Origin of the sequence: Hymenobacter duratus, from assembly GCF_014698995.1 — a bacterium.
Taxonomy (GTDB): Bacteria; Bacteroidota; Bacteroidia; order Cytophagales; family Hymenobacteraceae; genus Hymenobacter; species Hymenobacter duratus.
Genome location: NZ_JACWZZ010000001.1, coordinates 44,355 through 62,536, shown reverse-complemented (window position 1 = coordinate 62,536; position 18,182 = coordinate 44,355). Strand labels below are relative to the sequence as shown.

Annotated in this window: 18 protein-coding genes; 6 read left to right on the top strand and 12 right to left on the bottom strand. The window is 58.2% G+C overall.

Going from position 1 to position 18,182, the window contains the following annotated elements; translation table 11 throughout:
• Nucleotides 1-51 precede the first annotated feature (51 nt).
• Complete coding sequence (locus IC231_RS00280; RefSeq protein ID WP_190782643.1) at nucleotides 52-726, bottom strand: arylesterase; 675 nt, start codon at nucleotides 724-726, stop codon at nucleotides 52-54.
• 186 nt (nucleotides 727-912) lie between these two features.
• Between IC231_RS00280 and IC231_RS00275 the strand changes: the two genes are divergently transcribed.
• Together IC231_RS00275 and IC231_RS00270 are read left to right on the top strand one after the other, a co-directional pair.
• The gene (locus tag IC231_RS00275; RefSeq protein WP_190782642.1) at nucleotides 913-1,230 is read left to right on the top strand and encodes a thioredoxin family protein; all 318 of its coding nucleotides are present in this window, start codon (nucleotides 913-915) and stop codon (nucleotides 1,228-1,230) included.
• A gap of 17 nt (nucleotides 1,231-1,247) precedes the next feature.
• Nucleotides 1,248-1,484: a DUF6952 family protein gene (locus tag IC231_RS00270; protein WP_211538791.1), complete on the top strand. Its 237-nt coding sequence runs from the start codon at nucleotides 1,248-1,250 to the stop codon at nucleotides 1,482-1,484.
• A gap of 78 nt (nucleotides 1,485-1,562) precedes the next feature.
• On the opposite strand, the gene IC231_RS00265 is transcribed toward IC231_RS00270, so the two are convergent.
• The 3 genes from IC231_RS00265 to crtD all read right to left on the bottom strand — a co-directional run bounded on the left by IC231_RS00265 (nucleotide 1,563) and on the right by crtD (nucleotide 4,576).
• Nucleotides 1,563-2,180, bottom strand: a complete 618-nt coding sequence (locus tag IC231_RS00265; protein ID WP_190782641.1) for a TetR/AcrR family transcriptional regulator — start codon at nucleotides 2,178-2,180, stop codon at nucleotides 1,563-1,565.
• A 90-nt stretch (nucleotides 2,181-2,270) separates the two neighbouring features.
• Nucleotides 2,271-2,978 carry a carotenoid biosynthesis protein gene (locus tag IC231_RS00260; RefSeq protein WP_190782640.1) on the bottom strand — a complete coding sequence of 236 codons (708 nt, stop codon included), beginning with the start codon at nucleotides 2,976-2,978 and terminating at the stop codon, nucleotides 2,271-2,273.
• A 92-nt stretch (nucleotides 2,979-3,070) separates the two neighbouring features.
• Nucleotides 3,071-4,576 (bottom strand): 1-hydroxycarotenoid 3,4-desaturase CrtD, encoded by a 1,506-nt coding sequence (crtD, locus tag IC231_RS00255; RefSeq protein WP_190782639.1) that lies wholly within the window; start codon nucleotides 4,574-4,576, stop codon nucleotides 3,071-3,073.
• A 309-nt stretch (nucleotides 4,577-4,885) separates the two neighbouring features.
• On the opposite strand from crtD, the gene IC231_RS00250 reads away from it, so the two are divergent.
• Both IC231_RS00250 and IC231_RS00245 read left to right on the top strand, forming a co-directional pair.
• Nucleotides 4,886-5,155, top strand: a complete 270-nt coding sequence (locus IC231_RS00250; protein ID WP_190782638.1) for a hypothetical protein — start codon at nucleotides 4,886-4,888, stop codon at nucleotides 5,153-5,155.
• A complete protein-coding gene (locus IC231_RS00245) occupies nucleotides 5,130-6,017 on the top strand; it encodes a prohibitin family protein (protein ID WP_190782637.1) in 888 nt (295 codons plus the stop codon). The genes IC231_RS00250 and IC231_RS00245 overlap by 26 nt, the downstream gene beginning before the upstream one ends.
• Before the next feature lie 133 nt (nucleotides 6,018-6,150).
• On the opposite strand, the gene IC231_RS00240 is transcribed toward IC231_RS00245, so the two are convergent.
• The 3 genes from IC231_RS00240 to IC231_RS00230 all read right to left on the bottom strand — a co-directional run bounded on the left by IC231_RS00240 (nucleotide 6,151) and on the right by IC231_RS00230 (nucleotide 8,572).
• Nucleotides 6,151-7,341 (bottom strand): class I SAM-dependent rRNA methyltransferase, encoded by a 1,191-nt coding sequence (locus IC231_RS00240; RefSeq protein WP_190782636.1) that lies wholly within the window; start codon nucleotides 7,339-7,341, stop codon nucleotides 6,151-6,153.
• A gap of 134 nt (nucleotides 7,342-7,475) precedes the next feature.
• Complete coding sequence (locus tag IC231_RS00235; protein WP_190782635.1) at nucleotides 7,476-8,015, bottom strand: hypothetical protein; 540 nt, start codon at nucleotides 8,013-8,015, stop codon at nucleotides 7,476-7,478.
• A gap of 74 nt (nucleotides 8,016-8,089) precedes the next feature.
• On the bottom strand, nucleotides 8,090-8,572 hold the full coding sequence (locus tag IC231_RS00230; protein ID WP_190782634.1) for an SRPBCC family protein: 483 nt from the start codon (nucleotides 8,570-8,572) through the stop codon (nucleotides 8,090-8,092).
• Nucleotides 8,573-8,711: 139 nt separating this feature from the next.
• On the opposite strand from IC231_RS00230, the gene IC231_RS00225 reads away from it, so the two are divergent.
• Complete coding sequence (locus tag IC231_RS00225) at nucleotides 8,712-9,788, top strand: aminotransferase class I/II-fold pyridoxal phosphate-dependent enzyme (protein ID WP_190782633.1); 1,077 nt, start codon at nucleotides 8,712-8,714, stop codon at nucleotides 9,786-9,788.
• 303 nt (nucleotides 9,789-10,091) lie between these two features.
• Here IC231_RS00225 and IC231_RS00220 read toward each other — a convergent pair whose 3' ends face one another.
• From IC231_RS00220 to rbfA, 4 genes are all read right to left on the bottom strand, one after another.
• Complete coding sequence (locus tag IC231_RS00220; RefSeq protein ID WP_211538790.1) at nucleotides 10,092-12,932, bottom strand: DEAD/DEAH box helicase; 2,841 nt, start codon at nucleotides 12,930-12,932, stop codon at nucleotides 10,092-10,094.
• A gap of 296 nt (nucleotides 12,933-13,228) precedes the next feature.
• Nucleotides 13,229-14,458 carry an ABC transporter permease gene (locus tag IC231_RS00215; protein WP_190782631.1) on the bottom strand — a complete coding sequence of 410 codons (1,230 nt, stop codon included), beginning with the start codon at nucleotides 14,456-14,458 and terminating at the stop codon, nucleotides 13,229-13,231.
• A gap of 188 nt (nucleotides 14,459-14,646) precedes the next feature.
• Nucleotides 14,647-15,519, bottom strand: a complete 873-nt coding sequence (locus IC231_RS00210; RefSeq protein WP_211538789.1) for a class I SAM-dependent methyltransferase — start codon at nucleotides 15,517-15,519, stop codon at nucleotides 14,647-14,649.
• A gap of 26 nt (nucleotides 15,520-15,545) precedes the next feature.
• Nucleotides 15,546-15,983 (bottom strand): 30S ribosome-binding factor RbfA, encoded by a 438-nt coding sequence (gene rbfA / locus IC231_RS00205; protein ID WP_190782630.1) that lies wholly within the window; start codon nucleotides 15,981-15,983, stop codon nucleotides 15,546-15,548.
• 197 nt (nucleotides 15,984-16,180) lie between these two features.
• Here rbfA and IC231_RS00200 point away from each other — a divergent pair, with 197 nt between their 5' ends.
• Nucleotides 16,181-17,569: a hypothetical protein gene (locus IC231_RS00200; protein ID WP_190782629.1), complete on the top strand. Its 1,389-nt coding sequence runs from the start codon at nucleotides 16,181-16,183 to the stop codon at nucleotides 17,567-17,569.
• 77 nt (nucleotides 17,570-17,646) lie between these two features.
• Here the strand turns inward: IC231_RS00200 and rpiB are convergent, their stop codons facing one another.
• Nucleotides 17,647-18,087, bottom strand: a complete 441-nt coding sequence (rpiB, locus tag IC231_RS00195) for a ribose 5-phosphate isomerase B (RefSeq protein WP_185888232.1) — start codon at nucleotides 18,085-18,087, stop codon at nucleotides 17,647-17,649.
• Nucleotides 18,088-18,182 lie beyond the last annotated feature (95 nt).

Below are 18,182 nucleotides of genomic sequence, written 5' to 3'. Positions count from 1 at the left end.
ATATAAAACGTCCTGCTGAACTCTCTTCGGCAGGACGTTTTTCTCTTCCAGCTACTGCTGCAGCACACCGTTCAACACCGCCCACACGTTTTCGGCCAGCAGCTTGTGGCCGGCGGCGTTGGGATGCACACCGTCGGCCAGGTTCAGCTCGCGGCGGCCCAGCACACCCTGCAGCAGAAACGGCACGAAGGGCAGGCTGTTCTTCTCGGCCAGCAGGCGGAACGAGGCTTTGAACTCGGCGGCATAGCGGCCGTATTGGTGGCCGCCCAGCGCACTCAGGTCGAAGGGGAACTCCAGGCCCACCAGCACAATGCGGGCCTCCGGGTATTTCAGCCGTACCTGGTCGATGATATTCTGCAGGTTCTGGGTGGTTGCGCGCACCGGAATGCCGCGCAGACCGTCGTTGGCACCTAGCTCCAGCACAAACACATCTACCGGCTGGCGGGCCAGCACGGAGGCCACGCGCTGCCGGCCACCGGCGCTAGTTTCGCCACTCACGCCGTAGTTGAAAGTTTTGTAGGGTAAGTTCAGCGAATCGAGGCGCTGCTGGAGCAGGCTCGGGAAGGCGGCACTGGCAGGCAGTTGATAGCCGGCCGTGAGGCTGTTGCCGAAGAAAATGATGTTTTGCATACGAGGCGGCGGCGCGGTAGTGGGCAGAGCGGCTGCGGAATCGGGAGTTCCGCAGGCGGCCAGCAGCAGGCACACGCAAATCAGGAGATACTGCATAAAACAGTCGCCCGGCAAAAGGCTAGGCACGCAGCGTATACTTGCCCGCCCCAGTTAAAAGTTGCCAGCCTCATCAGCAATTTGCGGCGGAGCAAACTTTTTTACCGGTTTCCGGCTTTACCTTTGCTGCAGATAAGAATCATTCTTATCTGAGTATCTCGCTGATTTTCACGAAAACCTGATCTAATGCCCGTTATCAAAGCCACGGACGCCGAATTTGCCGAATTGCTCGAACAGAACGAGAAAGTAGTAGTGAAGTACTACGCCGATTGGTGCGGCAACTGCCGCCTGTTTTCTCCGAAATACAAGCGTATGGCTATTGCCATGCAGGAGCAGGGTATCAAGTTTTTGGATGTGAATGCCGAAACCAACCCTGAAGCCCGTAAGCTGGCCAACGTTACGAACCTGCCTTTCTTCGCTGTTTTCCGCAACGGCGAGTTGCTGGAAACGGTAGCAGCCAGCAAGGAAGAAGCTGTTGCGGCCCTGATTTCGCGCCTCAACTAAGTCTGCCGTCCATGAAAATGCCCGTTATTAAGCGCTTAGTAGAAACTCAAACGCTGGAATCCCTAGTAGCCGCCGAAGAAGCCCTACTGGAAGAACAGGAACTAGCTTTTGAGGTAGAAGGGGAAGACGAAGGCGAGAAACTGACACACGTGTTTGCCGCCATCTTTATCCTCAACCACATGCAGGACCATGGCTCCCAGTTCAAGGATGCTCTTCGCGAGTACACCAAAAAAGTACGCGTCTCCATCAGCTAAGATGGCTGCCACGCGCCTCATGAAAAAGGCCGGCCCTATTAGAGGCCGGCCTTTTTCATTTTTGGAAAAACCAAGCGTCTAGTTTCCCCACATTTTACCAAAGTGTACTGCCGTCAGGCGCATTCCCTCCTCGGTGCAAAGGCCCCGGACGTAAGGAAAGAAAATGTTCCGATAGACATCGGCGAGGTTGGTGTGCTCAGGCGGGAAGTAGGTTTCGTTCAGTACCAGACTGAATTGCGCCACAATGATTCTGGCAATGAACGACGCGTCGAGGGCGGCACGAAGCTGACCCTCCTGAATGCCTTCCTGAATGAGCCGGGTAAGCAGCGGATAGGCATATTCGTGCATGTGTTCCTGCATGGCATCCCAAACCAGCGGAAGCTGCTCCCGCACAATATGGTATTCGTGGTGGGAATTGCGTAGCTCCTGCACACTGTGGTGCAGTAAGGCCAGCAGGCATTCTATAGGCGTCGCCAGATTGGAGAAAAGCTCCTGGTGCTCATGGCGTTGCCGGGCTAGGTTATGGCGCGTTACCTGCAGCATCAGTTCAGCTTTGGAGCCAAAAACGGTGCGAAACGTAGCGGGTGTCATGTCCAGAGCTACTGCCAGCTGTTCTTCATGCAGGAGGCGTATTCCCGCGTCGCGGAAGAGCTGGTTTGCCCGTTCAAGTAGTTGATGGAGTAGTACTTGCTCCATAAGGTGGAAGTAGAGAGTTGATCGGAGGAATGGAATTTATTCAAGAACGATGATAGGTATAACAAATAGTATTCCAAGACACCAATATTTCTAGCGAATCAGGCTTAATCCAAAAAAGAAAAGGAGCTGCAGCATGAACACGAACGGTGCCAACACATTACGCTTTTCGAAACTGGTGCGGTTGAAGAACACCTGTAGAATGAGCGACACAGCAAACCAACCCTTGAAGTTCTGCAGCGGAATAACATCGAAGCGCCACTGCCAGAAGTCGTAGCGCACGGCTACGGGCTCCAGGCACGCATCGAGGCCTACCATGAGCAGGGTGGCTACCACGGCTCGCAGGAAATCCGGGATGGGCAGATAGCGGGCCAGCACTCCGGTCGTGTATACCAGCATCAGCCAGTTGACGCCTATCATCAGGGGCACACCCAGCCACTTTGTGCCCAGCGTGGGGCCATACTGGTAGAACCCAAACAGCAGCCCGGTGCGAATACCGACAACCTCCACAAAGAAGCCTACGGCCATTGTTACGAGGCAGAACCACCAGAACGTCGAACTCCGCTCAGTCTGAAAGGCCAGCAGCAGGCCCACCGTCAGCAGCAGGTTCAGGGGCACAAACTGCAGATAGAACGACGGGTCTTCGGAAAAGCCCAGACCCAGGAAGCCCGTGACGTGAAACAGCAGTAGAATGCCCTGGGCCACGCGTAGCCGCCGGCGCTGGGTTACCGTCCGCTCAGCAGCGGCAGCTTCATGCGTTGGAGGTGCTTCAGTGGGAAGATGTTGGATGGATTCGGGCATTATTAACCAATTAACAGTATGGAATGAGAATCAGATGCTTATAGGCTGCCGGGCAGGCGTATAGCCACCGCCAGCTCTCTACGTACACCTGTTTATTCATTCTCAATCAACTCAGACACGATACGGGCCGAAAGCAGGCAAAGCGGAATGCCGCCGCCCGGATGCACCGAGCCGCCGCAAAAGTACAGCCCTTCCAGCTTCCGCGAGAAGTTGGGGTGGCGCAGGAAAGCCGCCAGCAGATTGTTGCTGGAACTGCCATATAGTGCCCCTCCAAACGACGAGGTACGCCTTTCAATTCCCGGCGGGTCCCAGACCTGCTCGGCCCGTATCAGCGGCGCAATATCGGTGCCCAGCGCTTGGCTCACGCGGGCCAACACAGCCGCGCGGGTACGGGCCACCAGCGCCGGCCAGTCCTGGCCCTGGTCGTGGGGCACGTTCATCATCACAAACCAGTTTTCGTGGCCGGGCGGCGCATCAGTGGGCGTGTGGCCGCTCGTGATATTGACGTACACCGTAGGGTCGTCGGCAATGGTTTTTTGCTGGAAAATGGCTTCAAACTCACGCTTATAATCAGCCGAGAAGAAGATGTTGTGCACGCCCAGTTCCGGAAAGCGCCGCGAAATGCCCCAGTAAAAAATCAGGGCCGAGGACGAGCGGGGCTGGGCCAGGGTGCTTTCCGGCGCGGGCTGGCTGGGCAGCAGTCGGCGGTAGGTAGGCACCACATCCATATTGCTGACCACCAAGCCAAAATCGTACACGTCCTGCGGCGTCCGCACGCCCGTGACGTGGCCGCCGGCCGTCAGAATTTCCTCCACCGGCTCGTGGTAGCGGAACTGCACGCCCAGCTCTTCGGCCAGGCGCACGAGGCTTTGGGCAATGGCATAGATGCCGCCTTCGGGGTAGAAAGCGCCCAGCCCGTGCTCCAGGTGCGGAATGAGGCTGAGCGTGGCGGGAGCCTGGTAGGGGTCGGAGCCGTTGTAGGTGGCAAACCGGTCGAAGAGCTGCACGAGGCGCGCATCCTGCGGGAAGGCTGCCGCGTGGCGCTGGTGCATGGTGCTGAGCAGGCCCAGCTGGGGCAGCGCCGCCAGCGCCTTCAGCACTTCGGGGCTGAGGTAGGTGCCGGCTTTGTGCAGCGACTTGTGCAGAAACGTGCCCGCCGTGCCTTCATAAGCCTGCCCGCTGCGGCGCAGAAACTGCAGTACCTGCGCCGCCGGCACGTTCAGCTTCTGCTCCACTTCGTGCGCAAACTTTTCCTCATCGGCCCAGGCCGTGAGGCGGGTACCATCGGCGAAGAAGTACTGCGTGATGGGGTCGAGGCGCTGGTAGCGGAAATAGTCCTGGGGGTTGCGGCCGGCCAGCCGGAACAGTTCATCTACCAGCTCGGGTAGCGTAAACAGCGAGGGGCCGCCGTCGAAGCGGTAGCCGCCGGGTAGTTCCAGCTGGTGCATCTTGCCTCCGAAACTCTCCTGCGCCTCAAACACCGTGACTTTGTGCCCGCGCACTGCCAACCGCACGGCGGCCGCAATACCACCAATACCGGCCCCCACAATGGCTACAGGACGGGAAGATGCAGAAACGAACGTCTTTTTTCGGGCCACAGGGCAATATAAAGGGTGTGCGCTAGCTACAACTCCAAAACCGGCCGGATGGCTTCAGGTTGAAGCTGAAAAAGTAGTGGGACCGGGCTGTGCGCACATCTGGCAGTGCTGGCAAGTGCCAGAAAGCCAGATGTACGCGTGAGAATGATCCGGTAATTCTTTTCCGAAGCAACACACGCAGCTCCCGGAAATATAGTCCACGGTTCCGACCTTTTCCGGCAGCCGGCGGGGCGCCATAGCATAGACGCAGATGTTGTGCCGGAAGGTGCAGATATTGACGCCAACATCAGTAGATTTGAATGCTCTATTATGGCTGCAAAACACGTTTCTTATCTGTGGTTGGGGGTCTGGCTGGTGTTCTACGCCGTGGTGCTGCCCTACGCCGTGCCCCTCTGCCTCGAGTGGCTCAGCAGCCCCTCCGACTGGTGGCTGATCTGCGGGCTGCTGGGCTTTCTGGTGCTGGCGGCAGGCGTGGCCTGGTCGTTGTATCAGGCGGGCCGGGCCATTCTGCGCTATTTCTCCCCTTCTTCTCCTACTCCGCCAACTACTCCCAATGGCCGAATTTCAACTAAACCCTAGCCGCAACTGGCTGAAGCCACTGGTATTTATCGGGTTGCTGCTGCTGGCCCTGATAGCGGGCTGCAGCCTGATAAAAGTGGAGCGCATTGATGCCGGCAACGTGGGTATCAAGGTGAATCTGGCCGGTTCCGGTCGGGGCGTCGACGATATTACCTACACCACCGGCTGGGTGTTTTACAGCCCGCTGAGTACGGCCGTGTATGAGTTTCCGGTGTACACGCAACATAAAGAATATGAGGAGTTTGAGGTGCAGAGCAAAGACGGCTCCGGTTTTGGCGTGGCACCCAGCCTCAACTACTTCATTCAGTCGGATAAGGTGGACGACATCTTCCGGCAGTACCGGCGTCCGCTGCCGGCTATTGAGGACGGCTTTCTGAAAACGGCCGTGTACGAGGCCTACCGCGTGGCTACCAACCGCTACACCGCCGACAGCCTTATCAGCAACCGAGGCAGCTACGAGGCGCAGGTGAAAGCCAACCTCATTGGGCAGTTGCAGGCCATGGGCTTCACCGTGCAGCAAATAACCACCAAGCTGGAGCCGCCGGCCAGCCTCAAAGCCGCCATCGACGCCAAAAACACCGCTGTGCAGACTGGCCTGCAAACCGAAAACCGCATCCGGCAGGCCGAAGCCCAGGCCCGCATCAACATTGCCGAAGCCGAGGGCCGGGCCAAAGCCATCCGCATTGCCGCCGATGCCCAGGCCTATGCCAACGAAAAGCAGCAGCAGTCGCTCACGCCGCTACTGGTACAGATGCGCTGGATTGAGGCCTGGGAGAAAGGCGGCAGCAATGTGCCCACTTATACTTCCGGTAGCGGAGGAAGCCAGTTTCTGATGCAAATGCCCACCCCGGGCGCTAAGTAGCTGCATAAACAGCTGTTATCTGAGCAACGCGAAGGACCTTATCACGCCGAAACGAACCGTTATTACGGTTGACGTTTCGGCGTGATAAGGTCCTTCGCGTTGCTCAGGATGACAGGCCAAGCAAGGTTGGCGGTTACTCTACGGCCAACACCAGTCCTTTCAGATACTCCCCCTCTGGGTGGAACAGGCTCACGGGATGGTCGGCGGGCTGGGTGAGGCGGTGCAGGATGCGGGCAGGGCGGCCGGCTTCGATGGCGGCTGCCAGCACCGCGCCCTCAAACAGCTCGGCCGAAACTACCTGTGAGCAACTGAATGTGAACAGCAGACCGCCGGGCGCAATCTGCCGGATGCCGGCCGCATTGAGGCGCTTGTAGCCCATCAGGGCGTTGTGGCGGGCCGAGAGGTGCTTGGCAAAAGCCGGTGGGTCCAGCACAATCAGGTCGTACTGCTCCTGGCTGTTTTTCATGAAGCTGAATACGTCCTCAGCATAAGCGGCGTGCTTGCTTTCGAGGCCGGTGAGGGCGGCGTTGCGCTCCGTCAACTCAATGGCTTTCTTGCTTGAATCGACGGAATGCACCAGTTCGGCGCCAGCCTGCAGGGCGTAGGAGCTGAAGCCGCCGGTGTAGCAGAAGGTGTTGAGCACGCGGCGGCCGGGCGCGTAGCGGGCCAGCAGACTGCGGTTGTCGCGCTGGTCGATGAAGAAGCCGGTTTTCTGGCCCGTTTCCCAGTCCACGGCAAACGGGTGGCCGTTTTCGTGCACCACGTGCTCCTGTCCGCTGCCTTCCCCAAACAGATAGCCATTCTGGGCGCCGGGAGCAGCTTTGGCGGGCACGGTTTCGGCACTCTTGTCGTAAATGGCACGCAGGTTTGGAATGACCGCCTGCAACGCCTCGGCAATGAGCGGGCGGGCTTTATACATGCCTGCACTGTGCGCCTGCACCACGGCTGTATCACCGTACACATCAATAATGAGACCGGGCAGGCCGTCGCCCTCGGCGTGGGTGAGGCGATACACGTCGGTGCTGCCGGTGCCGGTCAGGCCCAGGCCCTGGCGTAGCTGGTAGGCGTTGCGCAGGCGGTTTTCCCAGAACGTGGCGTCGGGCAGCTGCGCGTCGGGGCCGAAATCGAGCATCCGCACCGCAATGGAGCCCGGGGCGTAATGTCCCACGCCCAGCACCTCGCCGTTGGCGGCCTGTACGGTCACTACTTCTCCCTCTACTACTTCGCCCTGCATCCGGCCAATAGCGCCCGAAAACACCCACGGATGGCGGCGGCGCAGGGATTGGTCTTTTCCGGGTTTGAGCGTGACGATGGCAGCAGTCATAGAGGCAACGAAATGAATTGGACTACAAAGGTAGACCACGGATTTTTCGGATTAGCCGGATGTCTCGGATTTTGTGGCTGAACCGAACGGCCGGCGTATGCCAGACGAGCTACCAAGCCCGGCGCATAAGCTGGTTAGCCGAATGGGTCGAGGTAGGCAATAAGCACGGCCAGCGCTGCCAGGCCCGCCAGCACGGCCCACACCGGCCCGCCCCAGATCAGCAGGCCCAGCAGTGCAATGGGCAGCACCAACAGCCCCAATACACCCAATACCGTCGTGCCTAGTCCAACTTCCGACGGCCGCTGCGACGAAGATGCCTTGGTGGCTTCTCGCTGCCGGGTTGGCTTCGCCAGCAATTGCTTGTGCGGCGCCTTGGTTTGCTGAACAAGCTGTGCTACTGCTTGCTGCGGTTTCCGCTTTCCTTCTTGCCTGTGAAGGTGCAAGGAAGGTGTAGAAATTCTTGCTGCCGAAACGGGAGCCGGCGCAGCTGCTGCTACTGGAGCCGCCGCAGAATCGGTGGCGAAGACAGGCCGCTTGGCCGCTACGGTGGCTGCCGGCTGGAACTGGTAGGCCAAGCGGCTGCCACTGCAGCTGGCCACAACGCTCAGGATGAGCAAGGCATTCAGCAAACGGAAAACGGCCCGCAGGCTGTGAAACGGAGTAGGAATATGCATGGGCAGGGCCGGATTCGGGGCAATATACGCGGGTTGGCTGGGGCATATACGGCTACTATGGTTTCAGCGCTGCCTCAGGGAGTGCCCGGTTCCGAAATACGTGCGCCAGCGCCCGGCCGGCCGAAATAGCGCCGGTAGATGGGGCGTCGCCAGGCAAACTGCGCCCACATGGCCGGGTACAGCAGCGCGTCGAGCCACCGGAACGGGCTGCTGTACTCCAGGTCTTCCACGATGAATGTGCCGCCATCGGGGGCGGGCTGCAGCAGGTGGCGGTGCCGCCAGAAGCGCAACGGCTTTGGCAGCGTCTGGCCTTCATCCACAAAGAAATACGTGCCATCGGGCTGGGTGCCGTGGTCGGTGATGAGCGAGGTCCAGAGTTGACGGAGCGGCCCCGCGCCCAGCTCCAGATGCACCTCGTCGCCGCGGTGGCAGCCATCGAAACGAAGCAGATGAAACGGCGGAAACGGGGGTGCCAGATCCAGAAACAGCTCCCGGGTGAATCCAGCCCACACCTGCGCAGGTGTAGCCGCCACGTGGGTGCGAAGGAGAAGGTGCATAGTACAGGCAAACGCGCAACTGTCGGGTTTGTTCGGAAGCCAATTGCGCTTTCGAAGCAGATTATGCAGATTGAATGGTAGCCAGTTACGGCACCTGCCAGATGCCTTATTTCTCAGTTCTTCACATTCAGAAGCTCATATGGATCAAGTATGGGAAACCGACCAGTTGCCCGGGCGCTGGCTTCACCATGATGGCCGACGCTACCTCTACTGTAGCGGCACGGGCTACCTGGGTATAGCCCACAACCCGGATTTCGCGGCTCTGCTAGCCGAGGGGTTGGCTCGCTACGGCACTAACTATGGCAGTTCCCGCAACTCCAACCTGCGCCTGCGCATCTATGCCGAGGCGGAAGCCTATCTGACCCGCTGGACTGGTGCAGTGGCGGCCCTTACGGTGTCGTCGGGGTATTTGGCCGGGCAAATGGCGGTGAAGGCGCTGGCCCTCGCCGGCCGGTTTGAATATGCGCCCGGCACCCACCCCGCTGCGTGGCTCACCGACCTGCCCGGGCTGTCCTCCGCACTGCGCTTTGATGATTGGGCTGAAATGCTACTTGAAAAGCTGCACGCTAGCCCTCCAGAACCAGCCGTTATTGTCAGCAACTCACTGGATCCGCTCCGGGTGCAGCACTACGATTTCAGCTGGACCCGACATCTTCCTTCCGATAGGCCGCTCACGCTGCTCATCGACGACTCCCACGGGTTTGGGGTCACGGGGCCCAACGGAGCGGGCATATTTCCGCAGCTGCAGGTGCCCGATTCAGTGCGGGTAGTAGTGGTATCGTCGCTGGGGAAGGCATGCGGCATTCCGGGCGGGGTCGTGCTGTCATCAGATGCCGATTTTATCACTGGCCTGCAGCGTAGTGCGTATTTCGCTGCCAGCTCCCCCATTGTGCCCGCGTATCTGCACGCTTTCGTGCGGGCGGCTCCGGTTTATACGCAGGCTCGGCAGCAGCTGGCAACGAATGTCCGGCAGTTTAGTGAAGCGGTAGCAGCCTTAGATTTGTTTCAGATGGCCGAAGACTTTCCGGTGTTCTTTACGCCCAGCAACACGCTGTGCGGGTTCCTGCAAGCGCAACATATCCTGATTTCTAGCTTTGCTTACCCCACTCCCACCGATGCACGCATCACCCGCATCGTGCTGAGTGCTCTGCATACGTCCCAGGATGTAGCGCAGGTAGCAGAAGCGGTAAGGGCTTTCGCTGACCACATGGCGTAGGCTTAGCCCTGCGGCATGAACCAGTGGATATAGCCGCAGTTGTCGCACTCGTAGCAGACGGCAGTTGCATCGAGCCACTCCAGCTGCAAAAACCTGGACGAACCCGTGTGCAGTTGTGCATCGCGCCGCCAGAACCGGTTATGACGGCATATCACGCAATGCAGAATATTGCCTTTTATCTCTACGCCAACCGGCTTGGCCGCATCAAATAAGCCCATTGTGTATGCTACATAACACAGCCCGACTGCGGAGCATACTCTCCATAATCGGGCTGTCGGTATGTGTTCAAGAAGTAGCTGGTTATCAGCCCAGCAGTTCCTCTATGTCCTCTTTGGTCAGGCTCTTGATAATGGCTTCGTCAGTAGTAATCAAGTCCGTGACGAGCTGGATTTTCTTGTTTTGCAGGGCCAGGATTTTCTCTTCTACCGTGCTCTTGGTGATGAACTTGTAAGTAAATACCGTCTTCTGCTGCCCGATGCGGTGGGCCCGGTCAATGGCCTGCGCTTCCACGGCCGGGTTCCACCATGGGTCCAGAATGAACACATAGTCGGCGGCAGTAAGGTTGAGTCCCACGCCGCCCGCTTTCAGCGAAATCAGAAACACGCGCAGCTTCTCGTCTTCTTGGAAGCGGTTCACCACTTTGTGCCGCTCCCGCGTGTTGCCATCGAGATAAGCGTAGTCAATCTGGCGCTCATCGAGCGAAGCCCGCACGATGTCAAGGTGTTTCACAAACTGGCTGAATACCAATACTTTGTGGCCTTCCGAAACCACACTCTTAATCATTCGGATGACCTCACGCAGCTTGCCCGATTCGTGCTCATAAGTCTCATCGGCCATGCGCGGGTGGTTGGCAATCTGCCGCAGCTTGGTCAGGCCCTGCAGCAGCATAAACTGGGTGCTGGCGGTGCCATGCTCCTCAATGTTGCGCAGAATTTTGTTGCGGTAGTAGCTCTTGGTTTCCTCGTAGGCGTGGGTCTGCTCCTCGGTCATGGGGCAGTAACTGAGGTGCTCAATCTTGTCGGGCAACTCGCGGGCCACCTGGGCCTTGTGGCGGCGCAGAATGAAGGGCTTGATTAGCGCGTGCAGCTTGCGGGTGCGTCCTTCATCCTTGCCTTTCTCAATGGGCTTAAGAAATTCCTTGCGGAAAAACGTCTGGGTGCCCAGCAAGCCCGGATTAATAAACGACATCTGCGACCAGAGGTCCATCGTGCTGTTTTCGACGGGCGTGCCAGTCAGAATCAGGCGGTGGCGCGAGTGCAGCCCGCGCACGGCGTGCGAAGTGGTAGAGCCCGGATTCTTGATAGCCTGCGACTCGTCCAGAATCACGTAGTCGAACTTGTAGGTCTTCAGCAGTTCGGCATCCAGCCGCACGATGCCGTAGCTGGTCAGTACCACATCGTAGTCAGCAAACTGGGCCACATTTTTGTCGCGGTAGGTACCGGTGTAGGTCAGGATGCGCAGGTCGGGCGTGAACTTTTGCGCCTCGCTCAACCAGTTGTATACCAGTGAGGTAGGCATGGCCAGTAGGGAGGCTGCACCGCCGGCTTCGCCGCTTTCCTTGCGTTGCAGCAGCAGTGCCAGCGTCTGAATCGTTTTGCCCAGGCCCATATCATCGGCCAGGCAACCCCCGAAATGGTAGTCCTTTACGAAGTGCAGCCAGTTGTAGCCCGCCTTCTGGTAAGGCCGCAGCTCACCCCGGAACCCCACCGGCATCGGCTGGTCCTCCACCGACTCAAACCCGCGTAGCTTCTCCAGCTTGCGGCTGATGACGACGGTTGCCAGGTTGCCGTTCTGCAGGTCTGATACCAGCGCCAAATGGTGTTTGCGTAGCGTGAGGCTGTGCGGCTGCTCCTCAGCAAAAGCAAACAGCTCCAGATACTGCGTAAACCACTCATCCGGGATAATGGCAATCTGCCCATTGGGCAGCCGGAACTCGTGGCGGCGCTGCAGAATATAGGGCCGCAGCTTGATGAACGGAATTTCGAATTCGCCAAAACGCACCGTCCCGCGTACGTCAAACCAGTCGGTGGCCTCTGTAATGCCCACTTCCACGCTCACCGACCCAATGAAGTAGTCTTTGCCGGACGTGCTGCCCTGGTGTACCGTAAAGCCCATGCGGGCCAGCTCGTCGGCGTGGTGGTGCAGCCAGCGGAAGGCAGTAGCTTTTTCCAGCACCGCCCGGCCGTTGCGCACTTCCAGCGCCCGGTCGGCCAGCTCCCGGATAATCTCCTGCTCCCGGTCTAGGTTGCGCACGAGGCGGTGGAAGATGTAGTTATCCTCTTTCTTCTCCAGCTTCACGCACACCCGCTTGTCGTAGCCGTTGTGGACGGTATGGTCGCCGTAGCGGAAGCTGAGGTCGAAGTGGATGTGGTCGGAAATGGCGGCCGACGCCACGGCTACGCCACCCGAATCGGCGAGGGTCCGGCGGGTAGGGCGCACTTCCTCTACAATAGTGGCGGTAGGTGCGTCTGAGAACGTAAGCTGCGGCCGGGCAACGTAGCGCTCCGAACGAATATCGAAGCCGCGCGCGTGCACGTCAAACGACTCGACCAGCGGCGCGACGAAGCGCTGAAAGTAGCTTTCTTCTACCTGGCGCGGAATAACAATAAATTTCTTGTTGAGAAAAGGCTTGATTTTCCTGCCATCCACATCATTGCGGAAGTGGTAGAGTACGTTGTTCAGAAGCAGCCAGGCTGGCTGTTCGCATATGATAACGGCATTTTTATATTGGAAATCGAGCTTCTGGTTCTGGTACTGAATCGTGGGGAAATAGTGTGTGCTGTCTTCGTTGCGGCGGAAATGGAACAACACTGAAGCGGGCTCTGGCGCCAGTTCCATCTCGCGCCACGTTGGCTCGCCGTCTTTGCCCATAATGAAGACGTACTTGCCCTGCAGCCGGGCCAGAATCTGGCCCATTCGCTCCTGTACGTAGCGGCAGATGACGTCCTGGAGGGCTTTGTCGCCCTTATCCGGGTCGTATATTTTCAGGAAAAAGTCGGTTGGGGTAGTTTTTTTCGGCCAGAACTCTTTAATGACGGCATCCTGCTGGATCTGGTCGGTGAGAGCTACCAACTCAAAGTCCGTCTCATCCAGACCGTCCGCAAATTCCGGGGCATTTTTGGCCGAAACGGTTTGATGCTGCAAGGTGAGCTGGCCCTTAGGATTACGCTGAACTACATAAGACTCAAATAAATATCCTAAATACTCGTGCTCAAGCAACGAATAAACAATTTGAAAAGGTTGAGAAGTTGAAACCTTCATGAGGATAAAAATCGGCCAAAATGCAGTGTTGAAAGTAAGGACAAATGCTAAATACTATATTTTTTGCCAAAAAGTAAAATTTATTCTACAAATAGTAATATTTATAAGACGAATCATATATTCCAGTATGCCTGAAGTTGCTTTCAGGTAGATGGAATACTCGACAGTGCTGAAGAATGTTACAGGTTTTCGCGCACGTCGAGCTTGGCGGCGTTCAGCGCGGGCCGTATCGAAACGGCAATGGTGATGACGATAATCGCCAGACCGGTGAGCACAATATCCGTGAATTGCATCTTCACGGGGTAGGAGTCTACCACGCTCGTGGCCATGCCCATGCTCACGATGTGGAACGTCTGCTGGAGCCAGCAGATGGTGATACCCAACGCTAGGCCCGTAACGGCCCCTACCAACGCTACAATGGCACCTTCGAGCAGGAAAATGCGGCGGATGTCGCGCGGGGTAGCGCCCATAGCCAGCAGGATGGCCACATCCTTGCGCTTATCGATAACCAGCATCGACAGCGAAAAGAAGATATTGAGCGAGGCAATCAGCAGGATGAAGGCGAAGGTGATGAACACAAACATCTTCTCCACCTTAATGGCTTTGAGCAGGCTCACGTGTTGCTCATCGGAGTCGAGCACCTTGAACTTCGGCCCCAGGTGCTTCTTGATGACTGCCTTGACCTCCTGAATGTCGTGCTGGTCACCAACGTTTACTTCCAGCGCCGTACGGCGGTTTCCATAGTTAAGAAGCTCCTGCGCAAACTCAATCGGCACAAAAATGTAGCTGTCGTCGATATGCTGCTCAATCAGAAAGACGCCGCCGGCCGTGATGGTTTTCTCGGTGAAAGCGGTTTCCGGATTCAGCGAAAGGGTTTTTTTGCCGGTGTTGCGCGGGTAGAGCAGGTGTAGCGGCGCAAAACGGTTGTTGAGCGCAATGCTGAGCTCGTGCTGCACGCCGGCCCCAAGCAACGCATACGGCTCGCCGCCGCGGCGCAGGCGGTGGTCGCCTTCCACAATGGCCGAGTCGATATTGCTCTGGGTGTAGTAGTTCTCCGAAACACCCTTCATCTTCACCACCATCTGGCGGTCATGGTACTGCAGTAGGGCATTGTCCTCAATAACCTCGGTGAGCAGACCAACACCGCGGATTCGGCGAAGCTCTTCCAGCGTTTTTTCATCCACCGGAAACGACTTGCCCTGCACAGCTGTCACCAGCAAATCGGGGTCCGATTTGCCGTAGAGTGTGCGTACCAGATCCTCCAGCCCATTGAACACCGACAGCACAATAATCAGCGCCATCGTGCCCACCGCCACGCCAATCATGGAGATGTTGGAGATGATGCTGATGATGTTGCGCTTCTTCTTCGAGGAAAAGTAACGCCGGGCAATGAGCAACGGAACGTCCATGCGGGGCGTGCGAGGTGGAAAGCTTACGGGTGGATGGTTGGCTAAAGGTAGTTAACTGGCGCGGTGCAAGCACTGGCACCTACCGGGTAAGTATCTGCTCAGATTCGGATTGGCTGGCCATAAACTGAATAGACAGGAGGAGCCCCAAGATACGCCACTCGCCGAAAAAGGTAACGGCCGGTGGCGGGTTACTTCCAGGCTTTCACGATGAGGCCGGTGCCGGAATCATGCATCGTGCGGGCATCAAGCCAGTTGAGCAGCAGGCAAAACGGGAACGTAACGAGGTAGTAGAAGGGCAGCAGCACAAAAAACAGCTTCGACTGGCCCAGCATCAGAATAGGATATTTCATGCTCAGGCGCCATGAAATCTGGCCCGGCTCGCCGTAGCTGTAGCGGGCTTCGATTCGCTCGAAACCGGCGGTACGCAGCTTCTGCTGAATCTCATGGATGTTGTAGCCGTCGCGCACGTGCTCCTCAATGAACGAGGTTTCGCCGTCGGAGTGCACATCGGAGCCGCCCTGGTCGGAGGGCGTGGAAATGAGCAGCATGCCGCCATCCTTAAGCGACGCGTGGATATTACGGAACACTTCCACGTCTTCCAGAATGTGCTCCATCACGTCTACGGACAGGGCCAGATCGAACGTGTTGGGCTCCTGATACAGCACCAGGTCCTGCACGGCAAACTGCACGTTGGTGCGCCCAATCTCACGGAAAAATTTGTTGGAGTCGGCAATCTGCTCGTCCTTCACATCCACGGCCAGGATGTTCCACTTCGTACTCATCCCCGACAGCCAGTAGGTATACTGGCCGTAGCCGGAGCCGGCGTCCAGAATATTCAGCGCTTCACTGGTCCGGCCTTTGGCCCACTGCCGCAACTCGCGGTGTACGTGCCAAGTGCGGAGCAGCAGCAGATCGAGCAGATGATAGAACAGGCGGCGCAGCAGCGGCGTCCGGTTAAAAACTTCGCCCAGAGAGCGTTTAATAGGATCGTAATGCACTGAATAGATGAGCGAAGAAGTGAAGGAGGAAATGAGCCAGGTAGACGAGACGACGGAGGACAAACCCACTCAGTCATTCATCCATTCAGTTACTCATTTTCGTCGTCAGCGAAGAGCTTGGGGCGTTTGGGCGCGGCCTCGCCAGGCTGCTCATCGGCCTCAGACTCCGGGTCCGGAATGCTGAGCTGGCCGAATACCTGATCCATCTTGGCGGCGTAGGCGGCCGAGTCATCAAGGAAGAACACCAGGTCGGGCACGATGCGCAGCTGCTGCCGGATGCGTTTGGCCAGCGCCTGGCGCACCACTTTCTGGTTGTCGCGCACAAGGGCCAAGGTAGCTTCGCCGCTGCCTTCTTTTACCAATAGCTGGCTCAGGTACACGCGGGCCACGCCCAGGTCGGGCGAGACGCGTACGGTGCTGATGCCCGGCGCCAGGCCCGGAAACAGGTGCGGCAGGTCGCGCTGAAATACGGCGGCCAATTCCTGCTGCAGCAGGCTGGATACTTTTTGCTGTCGTTTACTTTCCATAGGAATTGGCAAAGATAAGCAGGTGATTACGTAATTGGGTGATAAGGGAAACCGGTGACGAAAGGATAGGGCTTGGCTAACCTGTAGTGGGGCTCGGCAAGCATAAAATCAGGCATTGAGGCAAGGCTGTACCTTTGCGTCTTCTCGTCTTCACTTGTTAGCTCCTCACTGGCTTGCTTCGATTTTTTAAAAGTCCTTTGCCCACGCGCCTGGTGGCGCTGCTGCTGCTGGTGCTGGCCGTGCGGCTGCCGCTGTTGTGGTGGGGTATTCCGCTCACGGCCATTGAGCTGCGGGCACTACTGGTAGGCGAGCGGCTGCACGAAGGGGCGCTGCCCTACCGCGACCTATATGAGGCCACCGCCCCGCTGGCAGCGGCACTTTTTGCCGGGCTGGATCTGGTTGCGTCGCGGCCGTTGTGGCTCTACCGCATTATCTCGCTGGCTCTGCTCCTGACGCAGGCCCTGCGCCTCAATTTCGTGCTCAACCGGGCCGATGTGCATCCGGAGCGCGGCTACCTGGCGGCTCTCACCTACCTGGTACTGGCCAGCGTCACCACGGACCTGGATATTCTGTCGCCGCTGCTGCTGGGGCACACGTTCATTATTCTGGGGCTGAGCGCGCTGCTGCCTACTTCCCGCGAAGGCTACGACAACCGGCGGCTGTTTCGGGCGGGGTTCCTGATTGGGGTGGCGGCGCTGTGCTACCTGCCGCTGGCGCTGTTTCTGCTCTTGGGGCTGTTTGCCGTTATCATCTTCGCGGCCAACTCGTTTCGGAGCTTTCTGCTGCTGCTCTGCGGCTTTGGCTTTCCGTATGCGGTGGCCGCCACGTTCTTTCTCTACAACGATGCGCTGCCCGACTTCCGGCAGTTCCATTTGGTGCCCACTCTGAGCGGCTTGGTGCTGGGGGCCGACGGGCTGCCGCTGCCGCTGCAGTGGCGGCTGCTGGTGCTGCCGGCCGCGGTACTACTGCTGGCACTGGCCCGCATGTTCACTACCTCGTTGGGGCTGGTCTTTCAGGTGAAATTTCAGCAGATGATGCTGGTGTGGCTGCTGGTAGCGGGCCTGATGGCCTGGGCCGGCCGCGGCGTGGCGCCCGGCTCATTGATACTGGTGCTGCCGCCCATCACGTATTTCAGCCTGTATCTGTGGCAGAAAGCGGCGCGCGGCTGGGTGGTGGAAGTGCTGTTTGTAGCAGTGCTGGCCAGTGTAGTAGGGCTGCGCTACCGCGAAATCCTGCATCTGGATACCGTGTTGCGCTTCCCGGCCGAAAGCCGCTACGCCGTGCAGCCCAACCCGCAGTATGCCGCCATCAAAGGCCAGCGCCTGCTGGTGCTGGGCCCCGATATGCGCCCGTATATTGATAACCGTCCCGCGTCGCCGTATCTCGACTGGCGCCTGGCACAGGCCGACTTTGGGTATCTGAGCCAATACGCAGCGGTGTATCGCCTCTCGCGCAACCTCGCTTCTGACCCGCCCACTATCCTCATCGACCAGACCAACCGCTTAGACGAGTTGCAGTATAAAGTGCCTGCCATTTTCGGGCGCTACCAAGCTACAGCCACTCCACGGGTGTACCAATTGAAGTGATGAGGTGAACAGTAGGGATGGGCCACGTAGACTGGATTTTACCTGTCACCTTTTACCATTCACCTCATCGCCTTAAATCAGCAATCAATCTTGTTGACGCGGTTCTGATGACGGCCGCCTTCAAAGGCCGTGTTGAGGAACTGACTGACAATAGCGCGGGCGTTTTCCTCGCTCACAAAGCGGGCCGGCACACAAATGATGTTGGCGTCGTTGTGCTGGCGGGCCAGCTCGGCCAACTCCGGCTCCCAGGCAATGGCCGCGCGGATACCCCGGTGCTTATTGGCCGTGATACACACGCCATTGGCCGAGCCACACACCAGAATGCCGCGCTCCAGCTCACCCGCCGTAATGGCCGTGGCCAGCGGATGCACAAAGTCCGGGTAGTCTACTGAGTCAGCGGAATAGGTGCCGAAGTCGCGGACTTCGTAGCCGTTGTCGCGGAGCCAGTTCAGTAGCATCTGCTTGTATTCGAAGCCGGCATGGTCGGAGCCGAGGGCAATGGTATTGTGGTCGGGCATGAGGAGAAGAAGGAGAAGGTGTAGACAGCAAATGGCCGGTGAGAAATGCGACTGGGTTTCAGATCAACATTTTCACCGGCCACTTTTCATTTGCA